20 protein-coding genes are annotated in these 19,715 nt (G+C 72.6%); 18 read left to right on the plus strand and 2 right to left on the minus strand.

Going from position 1 to position 19,715, the window contains the following annotated elements:
• Positions 1 to 4 precede the first annotated feature (4 nt).
• Genes H7A69_RS07795 through H7A69_RS07810 form a run of 4 tightly spaced genes read left to right on the plus strand, consistent with a single transcriptional unit; the run spans position 5 to position 3,587 of the window.
• Entirely contained in the window at positions 5 to 628 is a 624-nt protein-coding gene (locus tag H7A69_RS07795; RefSeq protein ID WP_182046538.1) for a hypothetical protein, read from the plus strand.
• Positions 625 to 1,557: a S26 family signal peptidase gene (locus H7A69_RS07800; protein ID WP_182046539.1), complete on the plus strand. Its 933-nt coding sequence runs from the start codon at positions 625 to 627 to the stop codon at positions 1,555 to 1,557. The genes H7A69_RS07795 and H7A69_RS07800 overlap by 4 nt, the downstream gene beginning before the upstream one ends.
• Before the next feature lie 11 nt (positions 1,558 to 1,568).
• Positions 1,569 to 2,879, plus strand: a complete 1,311-nt coding sequence (locus tag H7A69_RS07805) for a family 16 glycoside hydrolase (protein ID WP_182046540.1) — start codon at positions 1,569 to 1,571, stop codon at positions 2,877 to 2,879.
• Positions 2,880 to 2,939: 60 nt separating this feature from the next.
• Entirely contained in the window at positions 2,940 to 3,587 is a 648-nt protein-coding gene (locus H7A69_RS07810; RefSeq protein ID WP_182046541.1) for a DUF1990 family protein, read from the plus strand.
• 57 nt (positions 3,588 to 3,644) lie between these two features.
• On the opposite strand, the gene H7A69_RS07815 is transcribed toward H7A69_RS07810, so the two are convergent.
• A complete protein-coding gene (locus H7A69_RS07815; protein ID WP_182046542.1) occupies positions 3,645 to 4,337 on the minus strand; it encodes an HAD family hydrolase in 693 nt (230 codons plus the stop codon).
• Positions 4,338 to 4,365: 28 nt separating this feature from the next.
• Between H7A69_RS07815 and hemW the strand changes: the two genes are divergently transcribed.
• The gene (hemW, locus tag H7A69_RS07820; protein WP_182046543.1) at positions 4,366 to 5,601 is read left to right on the plus strand and encodes a radical SAM family heme chaperone HemW; all 1,236 of its coding nucleotides are present in this window, start codon (positions 4,366 to 4,368) and stop codon (positions 5,599 to 5,601) included.
• Between the two features lie 16 nt (positions 5,602 to 5,617).
• Here hemW and H7A69_RS07825 read toward each other — a convergent pair whose 3' ends face one another.
• Positions 5,618 to 6,052, minus strand: a complete 435-nt coding sequence (locus tag H7A69_RS07825) for a DUF4870 domain-containing protein (protein ID WP_259346136.1) — start codon at positions 6,050 to 6,052, stop codon at positions 5,618 to 5,620.
• Between the two features lie 108 nt (positions 6,053 to 6,160).
• Between H7A69_RS07825 and hrcA the strand changes: the two genes are divergently transcribed.
• The 13 genes from hrcA (at position 6,161) to leuA (ending at position 19,661) form a co-directional block, all read left to right on the plus strand.
• Positions 6,161 to 7,183, plus strand: coding sequence for a heat-inducible transcriptional repressor HrcA (gene hrcA, locus H7A69_RS07830; protein WP_182046544.1), 1,023 nt, complete (start codon positions 6,161 to 6,163; stop codon positions 7,181 to 7,183).
• A 111-nt stretch (positions 7,184 to 7,294) separates the two neighbouring features.
• Positions 7,295 to 8,410, plus strand: a complete 1,116-nt coding sequence (gene dnaJ / locus H7A69_RS07835; protein ID WP_069711123.1) for a molecular chaperone DnaJ — start codon at positions 7,295 to 7,297, stop codon at positions 8,408 to 8,410.
• Positions 8,410 to 9,156 carry a 16S rRNA (uracil(1498)-N(3))-methyltransferase gene (locus H7A69_RS07840; protein ID WP_182046545.1) on the plus strand — a complete coding sequence of 249 codons (747 nt, stop codon included), beginning with the start codon at positions 8,410 to 8,412 and terminating at the stop codon, positions 9,154 to 9,156. The genes dnaJ and H7A69_RS07840 overlap by 1 nt, the downstream gene beginning before the upstream one ends.
• A gap of 47 nt (positions 9,157 to 9,203) precedes the next feature.
• The gene (locus H7A69_RS07845) at positions 9,204 to 9,560 is read left to right on the plus strand and encodes a histidine triad nucleotide-binding protein (protein ID WP_069711121.1); all 357 of its coding nucleotides are present in this window, start codon (positions 9,204 to 9,206) and stop codon (positions 9,558 to 9,560) included.
• A gap of 109 nt (positions 9,561 to 9,669) precedes the next feature.
• Positions 9,670 to 10,731, plus strand: a complete 1,062-nt coding sequence (locus H7A69_RS07850) for a PhoH family protein (protein ID WP_259346139.1) — start codon at positions 9,670 to 9,672, stop codon at positions 10,729 to 10,731.
• Positions 10,728 to 11,189 (plus strand): rRNA maturation RNase YbeY, encoded by a 462-nt coding sequence (gene ybeY, locus H7A69_RS07855; RefSeq protein WP_069711120.1) that lies wholly within the window; start codon positions 10,728 to 10,730, stop codon positions 11,187 to 11,189. Before H7A69_RS07850 ends, ybeY begins: the two co-directional genes overlap by 4 nt.
• Before the next feature lie 4 nt (positions 11,190 to 11,193).
• On the plus strand, positions 11,194 to 12,516 hold the full coding sequence (locus tag H7A69_RS07860) for a hemolysin family protein (RefSeq protein WP_069711119.1): 1,323 nt from the start codon (positions 11,194 to 11,196) through the stop codon (positions 12,514 to 12,516).
• Entirely contained in the window at positions 12,513 to 13,451 is a 939-nt protein-coding gene (gene era / locus H7A69_RS07865; protein ID WP_182046547.1) for a GTPase Era, read from the plus strand. The genes H7A69_RS07860 and era overlap by 4 nt, the downstream gene beginning before the upstream one ends.
• Positions 13,452 to 13,507: 56 nt before the next feature.
• On the plus strand, positions 13,508 to 14,746 hold the full coding sequence (locus H7A69_RS07870) for a sensor histidine kinase (RefSeq protein WP_259346137.1): 1,239 nt from the start codon (positions 13,508 to 13,510) through the stop codon (positions 14,744 to 14,746).
• Positions 14,743 to 15,432 (plus strand): response regulator, encoded by a 690-nt coding sequence (locus H7A69_RS07875; protein WP_182046548.1) that lies wholly within the window; start codon positions 14,743 to 14,745, stop codon positions 15,430 to 15,432. Before H7A69_RS07870 ends, H7A69_RS07875 begins: the two co-directional genes overlap by 4 nt.
• 112 nt (positions 15,433 to 15,544) lie before the next feature.
• Positions 15,545 to 16,297 carry an ABC transporter ATP-binding protein gene (locus H7A69_RS07880; RefSeq protein ID WP_182046549.1) on the plus strand — a complete coding sequence of 251 codons (753 nt, stop codon included), beginning with the start codon at positions 15,545 to 15,547 and terminating at the stop codon, positions 16,295 to 16,297.
• Positions 16,294 to 17,694: an ABC transporter permease gene (locus tag H7A69_RS07885; RefSeq protein ID WP_182046550.1), complete on the plus strand. Its 1,401-nt coding sequence runs from the start codon at positions 16,294 to 16,296 to the stop codon at positions 17,692 to 17,694. Before H7A69_RS07880 ends, H7A69_RS07885 begins: the two co-directional genes overlap by 4 nt.
• Positions 17,695 to 17,891: 197 nt before the next feature.
• Positions 17,892 to 19,661 carry a 2-isopropylmalate synthase gene (leuA, locus tag H7A69_RS07890; protein ID WP_182046554.1) on the plus strand — a complete coding sequence of 590 codons (1,770 nt, stop codon included), beginning with the start codon at positions 17,892 to 17,894 and terminating at the stop codon, positions 19,659 to 19,661.
• Positions 19,662 to 19,715 lie beyond the last annotated feature (54 nt).

Below are 19,715 nucleotides of genomic sequence, written 5' to 3' on the forward strand. Positions count from 1 at the left end.
CGTCGTGGGCAGGCACTCGACGGTCGTCCGCCGCACCCCGGTGCGCACGGGCTGGTTCATCGCGGCGGCGGGACTCGTCGCCTCGGTCGCCCTCGCGCTGACGACGACCGGCACGATGTCGGCGTACACGGCATCGATCTCGAACACCACGAACACGGCGAACACCGTCTCGATCGAGATGACGCAGGGTCCGGACGCGTCGACCGTGGCGTGCCGGAGCACCGCCACGGGCACCACGACGTGCTCGACCGACCTGTACGCCGGCACGAACCTCCGGCCGGGGGACACCACGCGCGGCACCTCGACGGTGATCAAGAACACCGGCGGGGTCGCAGCGTCGGCGTTCTCCCTCGCTCCCGGGGTCTGCAACGGCACCGTCTCGACCTCGAACAGCATCTGCTACTGGCTGCTCGTCACCGTGACGTGGACGACGCCGTCGGGGACGACGACCGTCATCTCCAAGCAGAACGCGGGCGCGATCGGCGGCAAGAGCTTCGCCATCAGCCCCGCTCCGGCTGCCGGCCAGGGCGGGACGGCGACCGTGACGGTCGCTCTCGACCCCGCGGCGCCGAACGACTCGCAGGCGCAGACCATGAACCAGTCCCTCGTGTGGACGTTCACCGCATGACCGGCGGACTCGTGGCCGGTGTCGGCGGCACCGCGGTGCCCCGTCGCCGGCGTGCCCCGGGTCGGGCGGTGCCGGTCCGGGTCGTCGTCACGGTCGGCGCGGTCCTGCTCGTGCTGCTCGTCGTCGGCGCCGCGATGGCCGCCGGCGTCCGCACCTTCGACGTCCGGACGCCGTCGATGGGCCGCACGGCGCCCGTGGGTTCGCTCGTCGTGACGGTGCCGCCGGGACAGCACCGTCTGGCCGTCGGCGACGTCGTCACCTTCGTGCCGCCGGTCGCGGCGGGCGGGGGCACGGCGGCGCGGCTGCCCTACACGCACCGCATCACCGCGGTCGCGGACGGCGCGATCACGACCAAGGGCGACGCGAACGGCGCGGCGGACGCCTGGACCATCACCCGCGGCGACGTCGTCGGCCGGGTCGTCGCGGTGCTGCCGGGTGCGGGCTGGGTGCTCCGGATGCTGCCCTGGGCGGTCGGAGGCGTCGGCGTCGTCTGGCTCCTCACCGGGTTCCTCCCCGGTCGCGCCGGTCGCACCGCCGCCCGGCTCGTCGGCGTGAGCGTCGTCCTCGCCGTCGTGGTCGCGGTCTTCCGCCCCTTCGTCGCGCTCGTGGTGACCGGGGTCGAGGCGGGTGCCCGACCGGTCGCGGACGTCGTGTCCACGGGGCTGCTGCCGGTCCGCGCCGTCGGACCGGCCGGCGCGTCCGAGCGGCTCGTCAGCGGGGCGGTCGGGCAGGTGCCCCTGCCGCCCGGGACCGACGGGGCGGTGGCGATCGCGGCGCGGCTCGACCTGACCCCCGCCGGGTGGGTGGCCCTCGTGGTGCTCTGCGCCGTGCCGCTCGTCGTCGGTGTCCTGCTCGCGCGGCCGCGGTACCGCGGCGGGCGACCGGCGGGGACCCGGGACGAGGACGTCGAGCCGGCGGTGGCCTCGTGAGCCTCCCGCCCGTGACCCTCCGGCCCGCGACCCTGCTCGGCGTGCTCGCCGTCGCCGTGCTGGCCCTGGTGACCGGCGTCACCACGACGTCCGGCTCGACGCAGGCCGCGTACACCGCGGCGCTGTCGAACCGGAGTGCCGCGAGCACGGCGTCGGACTACTCCCGGACGAACCTGCCGTTCCGCGACTCCTTCGCCGGCGGTCAGGGGGCGTGGCGGACGTACAACGGCACGTGGACGACGCAGACCGTGAACGGGTACGGCACCTTCACCGAGACGTCCGGCTCGTCCGACGGGCCGAAGGCCGTGACCGGCGACCCCGGATGGACCGACTACACCATGCAGGCCGACGTGCAGGTGAACTCCGGAACGGACGCCGGGCTCCTGGTCCGCGTCACGCAGCCCGCGACGGGCACGAACGCCTTCACCGGCTACTCGGTCGGTCTCTCGCTGACGGACAACACGCTGGCGATCAGCCGGACGAACAACGGCACGACCACTCCGCTGGCGCGGTCGACCATCGCGGGCACGCTCCGCGCCGGGCAGTACTACCACGTCGTCGTCCAGGCGGCCGGGTGCGGCATCACCGCGTGGTCATCGACCGTCGGCGCGAACGACTGGACGAAGGTCAACGCCTCGGAGTCGTCGACCGACTGCCTGACGAAGGGCGCGGTCGGCCTGCGCGGCAACGCGAGCGCGGCCGGCTTCCGGTTCGTCACCGTGACCGCCGGCGCACTGTCGGCCTCCGTGGCGTCGGCCCCGTACAACTCGACCCTGACGACCGGCCGCTTCGAGGACGGCGCTCCCGCGCGGGTCTACGGCGGCACCTGGGCGATCGACCAGCCCGAGGAGCGGATCCGCAGCGTCACGTACTCCGGCCAGGACGGCGACAAGCAGGTCCTCAACCGGGTCTGGGGCGACATGACGCTGACCGGCGACGTCCGGCTGATGCGGAAGCCGACCGGTGGGACCGACGCGGGCTTCAACGTCCGAGTGAACGACCCGTCCACCGGCCCGGACTCCCTCCGCGCCTACTACGTGGGCCTCAGCGCATCGGGCATGGTCATCGGTGAGCACAAGAACCCGGGGTTCACCGGGACCTTCGTGTCGTTCGGCCGCACGGTGCAGGCCGAGGAGTGGTGGCACCTCACCGTCGAGGCCGTGGGCTGCACGATCACGGCGACCGCCTCGCCCTCGGCCGGCGGGACACCGGTGCAGGGGAAGGCGGACTTCGGCAGCTGCTCGCTGACCACCGGTGCGGTCGGCATCCGCGAGCAGGGGCTCGAGGCGCAGTGGCGGAACATCGCGGTCACGCCCCGCTGACCTCGTGCGCGTCCCGCACCGGCGCGACGGCCTCCACGGCTGCGCCGGTACGATGGCTCCATGAGTTCCCGCGGCACGTACCGGACCGCCCTGACCTACGGTGCCGTCGGTGCCACCCAGGCGGCGGACCTCATGACCTACCCGCCGGAGGGCTTCACCCCGGCGGAGTCCCGTGCGCGCATCGGCCACGGTGACCAGCGCTTCGAGACCGCGGTGACCCAGGCGCTGACCTGGCAGATCCAGGAGCGCAGCGGCATCCGCGTCGTCGTCGGCGACCAGCCCGACGACGACGAGGTCCGGTACAACCCGGTGACCTTCGACGAGCACGGCGTGCCGGTCGCACCCGCCTCGATCGGCACGCCCCGGGTCGAGCGGTTCGCCGCGGACGGCACCCCGCTCGTCACCGCCGGCACGACCGCGACCCTCGAGATGCACGCCTTCGGGCAGACCGTGCACGCGCCCGTGCGCGTGGTGTCGATCATCGACGAGACGGACCGCAAGGGGTTCGCCTACGGCACGCTCGAGGGGCATCCGCTCTCCGGCGAGGAGTCCTTCGTCGTCGAGCGCACGAGCGACGGCTCGGTGTGGTTGCAGGTGCGGCAGTTCTCGCAGCCGGCCAGCCGGAAGTGGGCCCTCGTCGCGCCGTTCCTTCGTCGGCAGCAGCGCACGATGGCGGCGAAGTACCTGGCGGCCCTGCGCGGCGACTAGCCCCGCAGCGCCGCACGGCCCGCAGCGCCGACCATCCCCGCAGCCGCCGACCAGCCCTCAGCCCAGCGGCGGCACCGCGGCGATCGCGTCCTCGAGCAGCTGCGCGTCCTGCACGCAGTCCCGTGCGACGGCCACCGCGCTCGTCGCCCGGAGCGCCTCGACGTCGTAGACCCCGGTCGCCACCGCCACGAACGGGATCCCCACGGCATCGGCCGCCTCCCCGTCCCGCGGGGTGTCGCCGACGATCACGGCCCGTGTGCCGGCGAGGGCCGCTGCGGCGAGGGTGGTCACCCCGGTCCGCTCGACCTCCTCGTCCCCGAAGTACGAGTGGTCCCAGTCGAAGGCGCCGACGTCGAACCCGGCACCGGCGAGCTTCACCCGGGCCCGGTGCGCCGAGTTGCCGGTGAGCAGGCCGTTCCGCCACCCGAGCCGGGCGAAGCGGTGGACCAGCGCGACGGCTCCAGGAGCGGGCGCGCGTCGTTCGCCCCGGTGGAACCGCTCGTCGGTCAGGTCGCGCAGGTGCCGGCTGACGGTGGGGATGAGGGCGTCGTCGAGGTCGTGCGCGCGCACGTGCTCGGCGATGAGCCCGGCGTCGGTGCGGCCGTGCTGGTGTCCGACGCGCAGCACCAGGTCGCGACCGACGGCGCGTTCGAGTGCCAGGTGGTGCAGGTTCCCCGGCGAGGCGGCGTTCAGCACGAGGGTGCCGTCGATGTCCCACAGCACCGTGGTGGGGACGGTGTGGTGCTCCATGGCTCCATCATGGCCGACAATGGAGTCCATGCCGAGTGCTCTCCCGATCGCCGATCCCGCTCCCGCGGACGGCCTGGTCACCCCCGGTCCCGGCGCCGGCGACGTCCCCTTCGGCGTCTACGTGCACGTCCCGTTCTGCCGGGTGCGCTGCGGCTACTGCGACTTCAACACCTACACGGCGTCCGAGCTGCGCGGCGTGCGTCGTGACGACTACGCCGGCCACGCCGTGCAGGAGATCCGCTGGGCGGCCGAGGTCCTCGACCGCTCCGGGGTCCCGCGGCGACCGGTCTCCACGGTCTTCTTCGGCGGTGGGACGCCCACCATGCTGCCCGCGGACGACCTCGTGATGATCCTCCGCGCGATCGACGACACGTGGGGCATCCTGCCCGGCGCCGAGGTCACGACCGAGGCGAACCCCGACTCGGTGGACGCCGAGTCCGTCGCCACCCTGCGCCGCGGTGGGTTCACCCGGATGAGCTACGGCATGCAGTCGGCGGTCCCGCACGTGCTCGCGACCCTCGACCGCACGCACGACCCCGAGCGCGTCCCGCTCGTGGTCGACCTGGCGGAGCGGGAGGGGCTCGACGTCAGCCTCGACCTCATCTACTCGACCCCGGGGGAGTCGCTCGACGACTGGCGTCGCTCGCTCGACGCGGCCCTGGCGTGCGCGCCGGACCACGTGTCGGCCTACTCGCTGATCGTCGAGGAGGGCACGGCGATGGGCCGCATGGTCGCCCGCGGCGAGCTGCCGGCACCGGACGACGACCTCGCCGCCGACATGTACGAGCTCGCCGACCGGACCCTGTCCGACGCGGGCTACGGCTGGTACGAGGTCTCCAACTGGGCGCGCCTCGACGCGCAGGGCGGCACCGCGCAGCACGCCAGCCGCCACAACCTGTCCTACTGGAAGGGCCACGACTGGTGGGGCGTCGGTCCCGGCGCGCACTCGGCGGTGGCCGGCACGCGCTGGTGGAACGTCAAGCACCCGGCCGCGTACGCGAACCGGGTGCTCGGCGGGACGTCGCCCGCCGCGGGGCGCGAGACCCTCGACGACGAGACCCGGTACGTCGAGCGCGTGCTCCTCGCCGCCCGGGTGCGGGGTGAGCTCGCGACGTCGGAACTCGGCCGGGAGGCGCGTGGCCGGGTCGCGGGACTCATCGCACGCGGTCTCGTGGACGGGTCGGCCGCGGTGCGGGGACGCATCGAGCTGACCCTGCAGGGTCGCCTGCTCGCGGACGCCGTGGTCCGCGAGCTGCTCGACTGAGCGCTGGCGACCGCTGCTACTGCTTGATGAACTCGATCGTGAGGGGGTAGTGGTAGAAGTCCCCGCGGTTGGCCGCGATCGCCGCGATGACGGCGAAGATGATCACGAGCACGCCGAGGACCGGCAGCAGCACGAAGCCGATGAGCACGATCGTCAGCACGCTGCAGACGACTCCGGCGATCGCCATCGTGATGTGGAAGTTCAGCGCCTGGCGGGTGTGCTCGCGGATGAACTGGCCGCGGTCGCGCAGCACCAGGTAGGCGATGACCGGCACGACGAGGCTGGAGAAGATGCCGCCGACGTGCGTCAGGGTCGCCCAGAGGCGCTGGTCCTCGGGCGACATCGGCTGGGGCTGCGTGTACCCCGCCGGGTACTGCGGCCCCTGCGGGTTGCCGGGTCCGCCCGGCTGCTGCTGTCCGTAGGGCCCACCGGGCTGCTGTCCGTAGCTCATGCGGCGAGCGTACCGGGAGGGACCGCCCCGGTCCCGGTGCGTCGGCGGTCGGGCGTAGGATCAGCAGTCGACACGTCCGAGTGCCAGCATCGAACGGAAGGGGTCCGGATGGTCAGCGAACGCTCCCTCGAGGTCCTCAAGGCCATCGTGCGGGACTACGTCGCGTCGCGCGAACCGGTCGGTTCGAAGACGATCGTCGACCGCCACGCCTTCGGCGTCAGCGCCGCCACGATCCGCAACGACATGGCCCAGCTCGAGGACGAGCAGCTCATCGTCGCCCCGCACACCTCGTCCGGGCGGGTCCCGACCGACAAGGGCTACCGGGTCTTCGTCGACCACCTGGCCGCCGCCCGCCCGCTCTCGAGCGCGCAGCGGCACGCGATCGAGACGTTCCTCGGCACCCCCAACGACCTCGACGAGGTCCTCGGCCGCACGGTCCGGCTCCTCAGCCAGCTCACGAACCAGGTCGCCCTCGTGCAGTACCCGTCGATGGTGCGGGCCCGCGTGCAGCACGTCGAGCTCGTGCGCCTGGGCGACACCCGGCTCATGGTCGTCCTCATCACGGACACCGCCCGGGTCGAGCAGCGGGTCGTGGAGACCGACGTCGCGCTCGACGAGACCGCCCTCACCGAGCTCCGCACCGTCGTGAACGGCGCCTCGGTCGGCCTGCTCCTGCAGGACGTCCCCCGGGCCCTCCGCGAGGTCCCGCGGCAGCTCCGTGCCGACGCGCAGACCCTCGGTGGGGTGGTCGTCGCGACGCTCATCGAGCAGGTCGCCGCGAACCGGCAGGACCGCCTGGTGATGGCGGGCGCCGCGAACCTCGCCAAGAGCGAGCGGGACTTCACCGGCGGCCTGTTCCCCGTGCTCGAGGCGATCGAGGAACAGGTGACCCTGCTCCGGTTGTTCGGCGAGATGCAGGTCGACGACGTCGCGGTGGCCGCCAGCATCGGCGCCGAGAACGCCGAGTACGGCCTCGACGCCACCAGCATCGTCGCCGGCGGGTACCTCGCCGGCGGGGGAGCGGTCGCCCGTCTGGGCGTCCTCGGCCCGACCCGCATGGACTACGGCACGAACATGGCCGCGGTCCGCGCGGTCGCACGGTACCTGTCCAAGCTGCTGGGCGAACATTGACCGGTCACCGAGCCCGACGCACGGTGCCCTGCGGACCCGCTCCGCGCCTCCAGACCGAACCGCGGCGCGAGCCGCGACCCACCGACCGAACCGAAACCGACTGAGGGAACCGTGGCAGACCACTACGACGTCCTCGGCGTCCAGCCGGACGCCTCCGATGCCGACATCAAGAAGGCCTACCGACGGCTGGCGCGCGAGCTGCACCCGGACGTCAACCCGAGCCCGGACGCCGCCGAGCGCTTCAAGGACGTGACGCACGCGTACGACGTGCTGAGCGACCCCGAGCAGCGGCGGCGCTACGACGCCGGCCCGCAGGCAGACAGCCCCTTCGGCGGCGGCGCGGCCGGCGGCTTCAGCGACATCTTCGACGCCTTCTTCGGCGGCGGCGGTGGCGGCGGCCGGGGGAACGGTCCGCGGAGCCGCGCCGAGCGCGGACAGGACGCCCTGCTCCGGATCGAGGTCGACCTCGACGAGGTCGTCTTCGGCACCCACAAGGACGTCGAGGTCGACACGGCCGTGCTGTGCGAGACCTGCCACGGCTCGTGCTGTGCGCCCGGCACGAGCCCGCGCACGTGCGACATCTGCGGCGGCTCCGGCCACATCCAGCGCCAGGTCCGCTCGCTGCTCGGCAACGTCGTGACGAGCGCGCCCTGCGGCACCTGCCGCGGCTACGGCACCGTCATCCCCAGCCCGTGCCCGACGTGCCAGGGGCAGGGCCGCGTCCGTGCGCGCCGGACCGTCCCGGTCGACGTCCCCGCGGGCGTCGAGACCGGTCTGCGCCTGCAGATGCCCGGCCAGGGCGAGGTCGGTCCCGCCGGCGGCCCGTCGGGTGACCTGTACCTCGAGGTGAAGGTGCGGCACCACGACGTCTACAGCCGCGAGGGCGACGACCTGCTCGCGACGCTCGAGGTCCAGATGACCGACGCGATCCTCGGCACCAACACCACGATCGACGGCCTCGACGGCCCGGTCGAGCTCGAGGTCCGGCCCGGCGTGCAGAGCGCCGACGTCCTCGTGATCAAGGACCGCGGCGTGACGAAGCTGCGCGGTGCCGGGCGCGGAGACCTGCGGGTCGGCGTGCAGGTCGTGACGCCGACGAAGCTCTCGCACAAGGAGCGCCAGCTCGTCGAACAGCTCGCGAAGTCGCACAAGGCCGCGAAGCCGCAGCTCGCCCGGTTCCAGCAGGGCATGTTCGGCAAGCTCCGCGACCGGTTCTTCAACTTCTGATGGCCTCGCTCCACCTGGTCGGTCCCGGCGCGCTCGACGGCGTCGGGGTCGGCGACCCGGTCCGGCTCGACGGTGCCGAGGGGCGGCACGCGGTCTCGGTCGCGCGCGTCCGGGTCGGCGAGGTCCTGCGGATCGCCGACGGGCAGGGCACGGTCGTCTCCGGCGCGGTCACGGCGACGGGTCGCGACGAGCTGACGCTCACCGTCGACGACGTGACGGTCGAGCCGCAGCCGCGTCCGGCGCTCGTGCTCGTCCAGGCACTCGCGAAGGGCGGCCGCGACGAGATGGCGGTGCAGGCGGGGACCGAGATCGGCGTCGACCGGATCGTCCCGTGGTCCGCCGCCCGCAGCGTGTCGCGGTGGGACGGCGCGAAGGTCGAGAAGGGGCGCGCCCGCTGGGCGGCCATCGCGCAGGAGGCTGCCAAGCAGGCGGTCCGGTCGCGCGTGCCCACCGTGTCGGCGCCGGTGACGACGGCGCAGCTCGCGGCGGTCGGCCGGGAGGCGCGGCGTGCGCTGGTCGTGCTGGACCCGGTGGGTGCGGTGCGGCTCTCTGCGTGGGAACCGCCGGCCGACGTCGAGGAGATCGTCCTGGTGGTCGGCCCGGAGGGCGGGATCGACGGCTCGGAGTTCGACCGGCTCGAGGCCGCGGGCGCCGTGCGGGTCCGTCTCGGTGACACCGTGCTGCGCACCTCGACCGCCGGACCGGCGGCGCTGGCCGTCCTGCAGACGCGGCTGGGCCGCTGGTAGCCGGACCGGGAAGGGTCCACGTCGGTCGTGGGTTCTACGATGGAGTCATGAGCAGCAGCGAGCCGAGCGTCTTCTCGAAGATCATCGCCCGTGCGATCCCCGCGACGATCGTCGCGGAGGACGACCGGGTGATCGCGATCGAGGACATCGCGCCGAAGGCCCCGGTGCACGTGCTCGTGATCCCCAAGACCGAGCAGTACCGCGACGTGACCGAGCTCGCCGCCGGCGACCCGGACCTGCTCGCCCACGTGGTCGCCACCGCCCGTCGCATCGCCGACGAGCGGGCGGACGGCCAGTTCCGACTCGTCTTCAACACCGGCGAAGCCGCCGGTCAGACCGTGTTCCACGTGCACGCGCACGTCCTCGCAGGTGATCTGCACGAAGGGAATCTCCTTGCCGGTTGACGACTCCGTCCACCCCGCGTCCGACGCACCCGCACCGGACCGACCCACGACCCGACCCGTGTCCGACCCGTCCGACGTCGTCGTCGACATCCGGGTCGACGGCATCGCGATGGTCCAGCTCCTCGGCCCGCAGGACCGTCTGCTCAGGACGGTCGAGCGGCAGTACCCGGGCGTCCGGGTGCTCGTCCGCGGCAACGAGGTCTCGCTCACCGGGCCCGAGCGCGACGTCGCCCGTGCCCACGCGCTCGTCGACGAGCTCGTCGGCATGGTGAAGCGCGGGCAGGACATCGGTCCGGCCGACATCCCGACCTCGGCGCGGATCCTCGACGAGGACCGCAAGCCCTCGGACACGTTCGGCACCCCGATCGTGGCGAGCCGCGGCAAGTCGGTGCGGCCGAAGACCGACGGGCAGCGCGCCTACGTCGACGCCATCGACCACCACACGATCACGTTCGGCATCGGCCCGGCAGGTACCGGCAAGACCTACCTGGCGATGGCGAAGGCCGTGCAGGCCCTGCAGCGGCGCGAGGTCACCCGCATCATCCTCACGCGGCCGGCGGTCGAGGCGGGCGAGCGGCTCGGCTTCCTGCCCGGCACGCTCACCGACAAGATCGACCCGTACCTGCGGCCGCTCTACGACGCGCTCAACGAGATGATGGACCCCGAGCTCGTGCCGAAGCTGCTCGCGGCCGGCACGGTCGAGGTCGCGCCGCTGGCGTACATGCGTGGGCGGACGCTGAACGACTCGTTCGTCATCCTCGACGAGGCGCAGAACACCACGCCCGAGCAGATGAAGATGTTCCTGACGCGCCTGGGCTTCGGCTCGAAGATGGTCGTCACCGGTGACATCACCCAGGTGGACCTGCCGGGCAACCTGTCCGGTCTGCGGCTCGTCACGCGCATCCTCGGCGACGTCGAGGACATCCACTTCGCTCGGCTCGGCAGCGAGGACGTCGTGCGGCACACCCTGGTCGGCCGGATCGTCGACGCCTACACCGTCTACGACGAGGAGCGCCTCGCGGAGCAGGCCGGGCACCGCCCCGGCGGTCGCGGCACGGCACCGGTCGGTGACCCGGCCGGTGCGAACCGCGCCGAGCGCCGCGGTCGGCCGCCGCAGGACCGCCAGCAGTCCCCGTACCCGCAGGACGACGCCCGAGGAGGCACCCGGTGAGCATCGAGCTCAACAACGAGTCCGGTGTCGAGGTCGACGAGCAGGCCATCCAGCGCCTCGCCGCCTTCGCGCTCGACGCGCTGCACGTCCACGCGGACGCGGAGCTCGCGATCGTCCTGGTCGACGAGGGCGCGATGGAGCAGCTCCACGTGCGGTGGATGGACGAGCCGGGCCCGACCGACGTCCTGAGCTTCCCGATGGACGAGCTCCGTCCGGGCACCGAGGACGAGCCGACCCCCGCCGGGCTCCTCGGCGACATCGTCGTGTGCCCCCAGGTCGCCGCCGAGCAGGCCAGGACCGCCGGCCACACGAGCACCGACGAGATGCTGCTGCTCACGTGCCACGGCATCCTGCACCTGCTCGGGTTCGACCACGCCGAGCCGGAGGAGAAGGCCGAGATGTTCGGGCTGCAGGGCGAGATCCTCTCCGCCTTCGCCGCTCAGCGTCGCGGGCGGTGAGCTGATGGTGCTCGTCGTCGTCCTGCTCCTGGCGGCGTTCGTGCTCGTCGTCGTCGGCGGGCTGCTCGCGGCGTCGGACGCCGCGCTGACCGTGCTCTCCCGCGCCGACCTCGACGAGATCGCCCGCACCAGCGGACGCCGTCGGGCGATCGAGGCCGTGGCCGACGACGTCGGTGCGCACGTGAACGCCCTCAACTTCGTCCGGGTGCTCGCCGAGACGGCGGCGGCCGTGCTCGTCACCATCGCCCTCGTCACCGTGTTCGACACGTGGTGGGTCGCGTTGATCGTCTCCGCGGCGATCATGACGGCGGTGTCGTTCGTGCTCGTCGGCTCGAGCCCGCGGAGCGTTGGACGTGCGCACGCCGAACGGCTGATCGGCGCCACCGGCGGACTCGTCCGTGCGGTGCGCATCGTGCTCGGACCCCTGGCCGGACTGCTCGTCGCCATCGGTGACCGCGTGACCCCGGGTCGTGGCCGCAGCGCGTCGACCGTCTCGAGCGAGGAACAGCTGCTCTCGCTCGTCGACGAGGCGACCGAGAGCAACGTCCTCGAGCAGGACGACCGCGAGCTCATCCACTCGGTGTTCGAGTTCAGCGACACCCTCGTGCGCGAGGTCATGGTGCCCCGCACCGACATGCTCGCCGTCGACGGCGACGCCACGCTCGCGGCCGGCATGGAGCGCTTCCTGGTCGCCGGGGTGTCCCGCATGCCGGTGACCGGGAAGGACAGCGACGACGTGCTCGGGGTGCTGTACCTGCGTGACGTCTCCCGCGCGCTCTACGAGCGGCCCGGCAGCGAGCAGGAGCCCGTGACGACGCTGCTGCGTCCGGCCGAGTTCGTGCCCGAGTCCAAGCCCGCCGACGACACCCTGCGGCACATGCAGGTCGCGAAGAACCACCTGGTGCTCGTGGTCGACGAGTACGGCGGGGTCGCCGGGCTCGTGACGATGGAGGACCTCATCGAGGAGCTCGTCGGCGACATCTCCGACGAGTACGACCGCACCGTCGTCGACCGGACCGAGGTGTCCCCGGGCGTGTGGCGGATCTCGGCGCGGCTGCCGATCGACGAGCTGGGCGACCTGTTCGGCATCGAGCTCGAGGACGACGACGTCGACACCGCCGGCGGGCTGCTCACGAAGGAGCTCGGCCGGCTGCCGGTCCACGGCGAGCAGGTCACGGTCTCCGGGGTCGTCCTGACCGCGGACCGGGTCGAGGGCAAGCGCCGCCACCTGATCACCGTCCTCGCCGAGCGGACCGCCGCCCTGCAGGACGCCGAGGACGCCCTCGGCGAGACGACACCCACCACGACCGGGAGCGCCAGCGCATGACCGAGCACGACACCGAGCCGACCGCCCCGGAGCACCCCTACCGCGCGGGCTTCGTCTCGTTCGTCGGACGCCCGAACGTCGGGAAGTCGACGCTGACCAACGCCCTGGTCGGCGAGAAGGTCGCGATCACCTCGTCGAAGCCGCAGACGACGCGTCGGGCGATCCGCGGTGTCGTGCACCGGCCCGAGGGGCAGGTCATCATCGTGGACACCCCGGGCGTGCACCGTCCGCGGACCCTGCTCGGCGAGCGGCTGAACGACCTCGTGCAGTCGACCCTCGGCGACGTCGACGTCATCGGCTTCTGCGTGCCGGCCGACGAGCCGATCGGTCCCGGCGACCGGTTCATCAACGACTCGCTCGACCAGTACCCGCGCGCCAGGAAGGTCGCGATCGTCACGAAGATCGACCGCACCCCCAAGGACCGGGTCGGCGAGCAGCTCCTCGCGGTGTCGCAGCTGCGGGAGTGGGACACGATCATCCCGACGTCGGGGACGAAGGGCCTGCAGCTCGAGGTGCTGCTCGCCGAGATCACGAAGCTGCTGCCCGAGTCGCCGCAGCTGTACGACGCTTCCACCGTCACCGAGGAGACCGACGAGGACCGCATCGCCGAGCTCATCCGCGAGGCAGCGCTCGAGGGCGTCCGCGACGAACTGCCGCACTCCCTCGCCGTGGTGGTCGAGGACGTCGTGGAGCCCGACGAGGAGGACGACCCCGACGGGCCGCTGCGCATCTTCGCCAACCTGTTCGTCGAGCGGGACAGCCAGAAGGCGATCGTCATCGGGCGGGGTGGCGAGCGGCTCCGGGACGTCGGATCGCGGGCCCGTGCCGAGATCGAGTCGCTGCTCGGCGGCCGTCACGTGTACCTGAACATCCGGGTCAAGGTCGCCAAGGAGTGGCAGCGCGACCCGAAGCAGCTCGGGCGGCTCGGCTTCTGACGCGCGTCATCCCCGGGACGGACGCGCGACGGGTCCCGGGGTCGTACCGTGGAGTGGTGTTCCGCCCCATGCTGCGATCGCAGGTCGTCACCGACGTCGTCACGGCGGCGGCGCTGGGCCTGCTGGTGGTCGTGGTCGCCGCGCGCGGACTCGACGGGCCCCTCTGGTGGCTCGCCGTCCTCGGCTTCGCGACTGCCCTGGCGTTCCGACGGCTGTCGCCGGGCCTCGCACTCGGCATCGCCTGGGTCGTGGCCGTCTTCCAGATGGCCACCGGTCAGGTGCCGACCGTGGCGGACGCCTTCATCGCGCCGATCATGTACACGACCAGCGCCTACGGGTCCGGTCGGGTCCGCGCGGCCGGCCTGGTCTCCGCGATCGGCGGATCGGTCGTCGCCGCGCTCTACATGGGGGTGTCGGACTACCGGCAACGCGTCGGCATCGCCACCGCCAGCACGCCGCTGCAGGAGTCCGCCCAACTGACGGCGTCGTTCTTCGCGATCGTGCTCCTGGTCCTGCTGCTGCCCTGGCTCGCCGGTCTGGTCGTCCGGACCCGCCGCTCCGCGAGCCTGAGCCGCGAGGCCCAGCTCGTCGCCGAACGCGACGCGGCGCGGGCCGACCGCGCGGTGGCCGTGGAGCAGGAGCGGGTCCGGATCGCCCGGGACATGCACGACATCGTCGCCCACTCGCTCGCGGTCGTCATCGCGCAGGCGGACGGCGCGCGGTACGCCCTGAAGGCCGACCCCGCGATCGCGGACCAGGCGCTCGGCACGATCTCCTCCACCGCGCGCGCAGCACTGGGCGACGTCCGGGAGCTGCTCGGTGCGCTCCGGCACGAGCAGGGCACGACCCCCACACCCGAGGTCGACGACATCGAGACGCTCGTCGACGACATGCGCGACGTCGGGCTGGACGTGCGCGTCGAGCGCGAGGGTGATCCGAGCGGGCTGCCGACCACGACGCAGCTCGCGGTCTACCGGATCGTGCAGGAGAGCCTGACGAACGCGTGGAAGCACGGCGAGCCCGGCACCCCGGTGCACGCCTCGCTCGTGTACCGGCCGGACACGGTCGAGATCGCCGTCGTGAACCGCTGCGCGGACGACGGCTCGCCGGGGCCCGGCACGGGGCACGGGCTCATCGGCATGCGCGAACGCGTGGCGATGACCGGCGGCACCATGACCGCGGGACCGCGTGGCGACGACTTCAGCGTGGCGGTCCGCATGCCCGCCGTGCCGGCGAGCGGGCAGATGCCCCGCGGCCGCACCACCCACACCGAGCAGGAGCGCACCGCCCGATGACCACCACGCCGACCACCTCCGCCCCGATCCGGGTCGCGCTCGTCGACGACCAGGCCCTGTTCCGCACCGGCATCAGGATGCTCATCGACTCCCAGCCGGACCTGCGCTTCGTCGGTGAAGCCGGCAACGGTGCCGAGGGCGTCGACCTCGTCCGGCGCGTCGGGGTGGACGTCGTGCTCATGGACGTCCGGATGCCGGTGATGGACGGCATCACGGCGACCGAGCGCATCGTGGAACAGGGCGGTGACGCCGCCGCCAAGGTCCTCGTGCTGACCACGTTCGACTTCGACGAGGCCGCGGCGAAGGCGATCCGCGCGGGTGCGAGCGGGTTCGTGCTGAAGGACGCCGACCCCGAGTTCCTCCTCGCCGCCGTCCGCACGGTGCACGCCGGGACCGCCGTCTTCGCCGCGTCGGCCACGCGGGAGCTCCTCCGCCGGTACGACGACACCGCGGGGCGGGCCGTCCCGGTGCCGGCGGCCTTCGAGGAGCTGACGCCCCGGGAGCGCGAGATCTTCGACCTGGCGGCGCGCGGGTTCAGCAACAGCGAGATCGCCCAGCACGAGTACGTCAGCGAAGCGACCGTGAAGACCCACATCTCGCGGGTGCTCACGAAGCTCGACCTGCGCGACCGGGTGCGCCTGGTCGTCTTCGCGCACGAGCACGGTCTGGTGACGAAGGCCGACTGAGCCGACGTCATCCGACAGGATGAGCCCTCCACGGGGAACCGAGCCGAGCGGACCATCCACAGGAGCCGCGCGACCGACGCGGGACGTGCCTCCCGGCCGTCATCGTGGGTGCATGACCACGAAGCAGGCGCCGATCATCCGGCTCGACCACGTGTCCAAGCACCACGGCGACGCAGCGCGTCGCGTCACCGCGCTCGACGATGTCAGCGTCGACATCGGCGCGGGGGAGTTCACCGCCGTGATGGGACCGTCCGGCTCCGGCAAGTCGACCCTCATGCACGTCGCCGCCGGTCTCGACGCCGTGAGTGCCGGCAGCGTCGCCATCGACGGGGTGGAGATCACCGGGCTCGGGGACCGCGAGCTGACCGAGCTGCGTCGTCGGCGGATCGGCTTCGTCTTCCAGTCGTTCAACCTCGTGCCCACGCTCGACGTGCGCGAGAACATCCGGCTGCCGTTCCTGCTCGGCGGGAAGCGGCCGTCGCGCGACGAGTCGGCGTGGATCGACCGGCTCGTCGACCAGCTCGGGCTCGGCGACCGCCTCACCCACCGGCCGCACCAGCTGTCGGGCGGGCAGCAGCAGCGCGTCGCGATCGCCCGCGCCCTCGCCTCGCGCCCCGCCGTCGTCGTCGCGGACGAGCCCACGGGTGCCCTCGACTCCCGGACCGGCCGCGACGTGCTCGCGATCCTGCGCGGCGCCGTGCGGGAGTGGGGCCAGAGCGTCGTCATGGTGACCCACGACCCGACGGCCGCCGCGAACGCCGACCGCATCCTGTTCCTCGCCGACGGCCGCATCGTCGACGACCGGCCCGCGATGGACGCCGCCGACATCTCGGCGACGATGCTCGGGATGGAGGCGGCGGCGTGAACGGGCTGCGCGCCTTCGCACCGACGATCCTCGTCGCCGCGCTCGGCACCACCTTCGGCTCCGCGCTCGTCATCGCGCCGGGCATCGTGGCCGAGGCGCTCGCGACGTCCGGACTCGACGGCGTCGCCACGGTCCGGGCGATCCTCTCCGTGATCGGCTGGCTCTTCCTCGGCATCGCCCTCTACGTCGGCGCGATCGTCACGGCGAACACCTGCGCCACGCTCATCGCCGGGCAGACCCGGGTGATCGCGCTCCAGCGGCTCGTCGGCGCGACCGGTGCGGGTCTCCGGTCCCGCATCACCCGCACCGGGCTGCTGGTCGGCCTCCTCGGCGGCCTCCTCGGGACCGTCCTGGGCACCGGCCTCACGGCGCTCTTCGTCGCCGTGCTCCGGGGATCCGGGTTCCTGCCCGACACCCGCTACACGCTCGTGCCCTGGGAGCTCGCCCTGCCGCTCGTCGCCGTGGTCCTGGCGACCTGGGGTGCGTTCGCGTCCGGGTCGCGGCGGGTCCTCACCGTGACGCCGCTCCAGGCGCTGTCCGCGACGGTCGGGCCGAGCCACGACGACCTCCGAGCGGGGACCGGGCGACGGGTGTGGGCCGTGCTGCTCATCGTCGGCGGGGTCCTCCTGATGCTGCTCGGGCTGGTGATCAGCCCGGTGTCGGTGCTGGCGGTGCTGCCCGCGGCACTCGGCGGCTTCGTCTCGTTCACCGGTGTCGCCGTCGGCGCGACGATCGTGATGCCGCCCGTCCTGGCGCTCATCGGTCGGATCGGGTCCCGTGACCCGGTCGTCCTGCTCGCCGGGCGGAACGCCCTGCGGGCACCGGCCCGGACCTCGCGGGCGACGATCGGGCTCGTCATCGGCGTGACGCTGCTCGTCACCTTCGCGGTGGCCTTCGGGATCATGCAGCACGTGCTCGAGACCGAGCTGCTGGCAACGACCGACGGCGCGGTGACGCCCGACCTGATCAGTGCGCAGCGAGACTTCTTCGTGCAGGTGAACGCCGTGGTGAGCGTGATCGTCGGCTTCTCCGCCGTGATCGCCGCGGTGGGCGTGGTGAACGCCCTGGCGCTCGGCGTGCTGCAGCGCCGGCGTGAGCTCGGGCTGCTCCGGGTCCTCGGGCTGACCGGCGCCCAGGTCCGCCGGATGATCGTGACCGAGGCCGTGCAGATGGTCGTCGCGGCCGTCGTCACCGGGCTCGTGCTCGGGACGGTCTACGGCTGGGTCGGCGGCCAGACGCTCCTCGGGTCGCTCGGCTCGGTCGTGACCCCGGTGCTGCCGCCGTCGACGGTCGTCGTCGTGGTGGTCGGGGCGCTCGTGCTCGCCGTCGTCGCGACGGTGGCCCCCGTGCGGCGCGCGATGCGGGTGTCCCCGACGGCGGCGCTCGCGGTCGACTGAGCGGGCTCGGACCGGGAGGGGCGCCGGCGTCACGTGCTCGCCGACGCTGGTGTACCAGTGCTACGGTGGCCCTGATGTACTCGGCGCTCCTCCTCCTTCGCTGCCGCGACGAGGCCTGACACACGGCCCACCTCGTCGCGGAGTCCGTCGTGGCCCCCACCAGCGCCGATGCCGGCGAGACGACGAAAGCGACGACCATGCAGAACACGCAGCGCCCCTCCGGGATGCCGATCCACAAGTACGTCCCCTTCCACGAGCAGATCCGCGTGGACCTGCCGGACCGCACCTGGCCGACGAAGCGCATCGACCGTGCACCGCGGTGGTGCGCGGTCGACCTGCGCGACGGCAACCAGGCACTCATCGACCCGATGGACTCCGAGCGCAAGCGCGCCATGTTCGACCTGCTCGTGCGGATGGGCTACAAGGAGATCGAGGTCGGGTTCCCGAGCGCCTCGCAGACCGACTTCGACTTCGTCCGCTCGCTCATCGACGAGGGCGCGATCCCGGACGACGTCACCATCCAGGTGCTGACCCAGGCGCGCGAGCACCTCATCGACCGCACGTACGAGGCGATCGACGGGGCGAAGCAGGCCATAGTGCACCTGTACAACTCGACGTCCATCGTCCAGCGCGAGGTCGTCTTCCGGACGGACGAGCAGGGCGTCGTCGACATCGCGGTCGCCGGAGCGCGCATGTGCAAGGCGGCCGAGGCCCGGCTGCAGCACGACACGACGGTGTTCTACGAGTACTCGCCCGAGTCGTACACGGGCACCGAGCTCGAGGTCGCGGCGCGCATCTGCAACGCGGTGCTCGAGGTCTTCGAGCCCACCCCCGAGCGCCAGGTGATCATCAACCTGCCCGCCACGGTCGAGATGGCGACGCCGAACGTCTACGCCGACTCGATCGAGTGGATGTCGCGGAACCTCGACCACCGTGAGGACGTCATCCTGTCCCTGCACCCGCACAACGACCGCGGCACCGCGGTCGCAGCCGCCGAGCTGGGGTACATGGCGGGTGCCGACCGCATCGAGGGCTGCCTGTTCGGCAACGGTGAGCGCACCGGCAACGTCGACCTGGTCGCCCTCGGCATGAACCTGTTCACGCAGGGCATCGACCCGCAGATCGACTTCTCGGACATCGACCAGGTCAAGCGCACGGTCGAGTACTGCAACCAGCTGCCGGTGCCCGAGCGCCAGCCGTGGGCGGGCGACCTCGTCTACACGGCGTTCAGCGGGTCGCACCAGGACGCCATCAACAAGGGCTTCGACGCGATGCGGGCGAAGGCCGAGGCCGCGGGCACCTCGATCGACGAGATCGCGTGGGCCGTGCCGTACCTGCCGGTCGACCCGAAGGACATCGGCCGCTCGTACGAGGCGGTCATCCGGGTCAACTCGCAGTCCGGCAAGGGCGGCGTCGCCTACCTGCTCAAGACCGACCACGCCATCGACCTGCCGCGGAAGCTCCAGATCGAGTTCTCCGGGGTGGTCCAGCAGCGCACGGACACCGAGGGCGGGGAGTTCTCGTCCGAGCGGATCTGGGACCTGTTCCGCGACGAGTACCTGCCCGCGGACGACGAGTCCGACAAGTGGGGCCGCTACGAGATCACGAAGACGGCCACGTCGAGCGACTTCGACGGCACGACGAAGCTCGCGGTCGCGCTGCGGGTCGACGACGGTTCGGTGGACGCCGACGCCGTCGGGACGGGGCCGATCGACGCGTTCCTGTCGGTCATGCGCGACCAGGGCGTCGACGTCACGCTGTACGACTACTCGGAGCACACGATGAGCGCCTCGGGCGACGCGAAGGCCGCCTCGTACGTCGAGCTCGACGTGGACGGCACGCGCCTGTGGGGCGTCGGCATCGACGCGGACATCGCGACGGCGTCGCTCAAGGCGATCGTGTCCGCGGTGAACCGCGCGGTGCGCGCCGGTGCCGCGACCGGTGCGCCGGAGCTGGTCACGGCGTAGTCCGCACCACGGACGGGAGGCGCGGGGCGGGTCCGACCCGCACCGCGCCTCCCG

The organism is Curtobacterium sp. ME26 (assembly GCF_903970945.1).
Lineage (GTDB): Bacteria > Actinomycetota > Actinomycetes > Actinomycetales > Microbacteriaceae > Curtobacterium > Curtobacterium citri.

What these genes read in the sequence shown, in the direction of transcription:
- H7A69_RS07825 (WP_259346136.1), bottom strand. Translation starts at nt 6,052, where the DNA reads ATGAGCTACGGACAGCAGCCCGGTGGGCCCTACGGACAGCAGCAGCCG.
- H7A69_RS07880 (WP_182046549.1), top strand. Translation starts at nt 15,545, where the DNA reads ATGACCACGAAGCAGGCGCCGATCATCCGGCTCGACCACGTGTCCAAG.
- H7A69_RS07845 (WP_069711121.1), top strand. Translation starts at nt 9,204, where the DNA reads ATGAGCAGCAGCGAGCCGAGCGTCTTCTCGAAGATCATCGCCCGTGCG.
- H7A69_RS07815 (WP_182046542.1), bottom strand. Translation starts at nt 4,337, where the DNA reads ATGGAGCACCACACCGTCCCCACCACGGTGCTGTGGGACATCGACGGC.
- leuA (WP_182046554.1), top strand. Translation starts at nt 17,892, where the DNA reads ATGCAGAACACGCAGCGCCCCTCCGGGATGCCGATCCACAAGTACGTC.
- H7A69_RS07840 (WP_182046545.1), top strand. Translation starts at nt 8,410, where the DNA reads ATGGCCTCGCTCCACCTGGTCGGTCCCGGCGCGCTCGACGGCGTCGGG.
- H7A69_RS07860 (WP_069711119.1), top strand. Translation starts at nt 11,194, where the DNA reads ATGGTGCTCGTCGTCGTCCTGCTCCTGGCGGCGTTCGTGCTCGTCGTC.
- H7A69_RS07810 (WP_182046541.1), top strand. Translation starts at nt 2,940, where the DNA reads ATGAGTTCCCGCGGCACGTACCGGACCGCCCTGACCTACGGTGCCGTC.
- H7A69_RS07850 (WP_259346139.1), top strand. Translation starts at nt 9,670, where the DNA reads ATGGTCCAGCTCCTCGGCCCGCAGGACCGTCTGCTCAGGACGGTCGAG.
- H7A69_RS07800 (WP_182046539.1), top strand. Translation starts at nt 625, where the DNA reads ATGACCGGCGGACTCGTGGCCGGTGTCGGCGGCACCGCGGTGCCCCGT.
- era (WP_182046547.1), top strand. Translation starts at nt 12,513, where the DNA reads ATGACCGAGCACGACACCGAGCCGACCGCCCCGGAGCACCCCTACCGC.
- hrcA (WP_182046544.1), top strand. Translation starts at nt 6,161, where the DNA reads ATGGTCAGCGAACGCTCCCTCGAGGTCCTCAAGGCCATCGTGCGGGAC.
- H7A69_RS07875 (WP_182046548.1), top strand. Translation starts at nt 14,743, where the DNA reads ATGACCACCACGCCGACCACCTCCGCCCCGATCCGGGTCGCGCTCGTC.
- hemW (WP_182046543.1), top strand. Translation starts at nt 4,366, where the DNA reads ATGCCGAGTGCTCTCCCGATCGCCGATCCCGCTCCCGCGGACGGCCTG.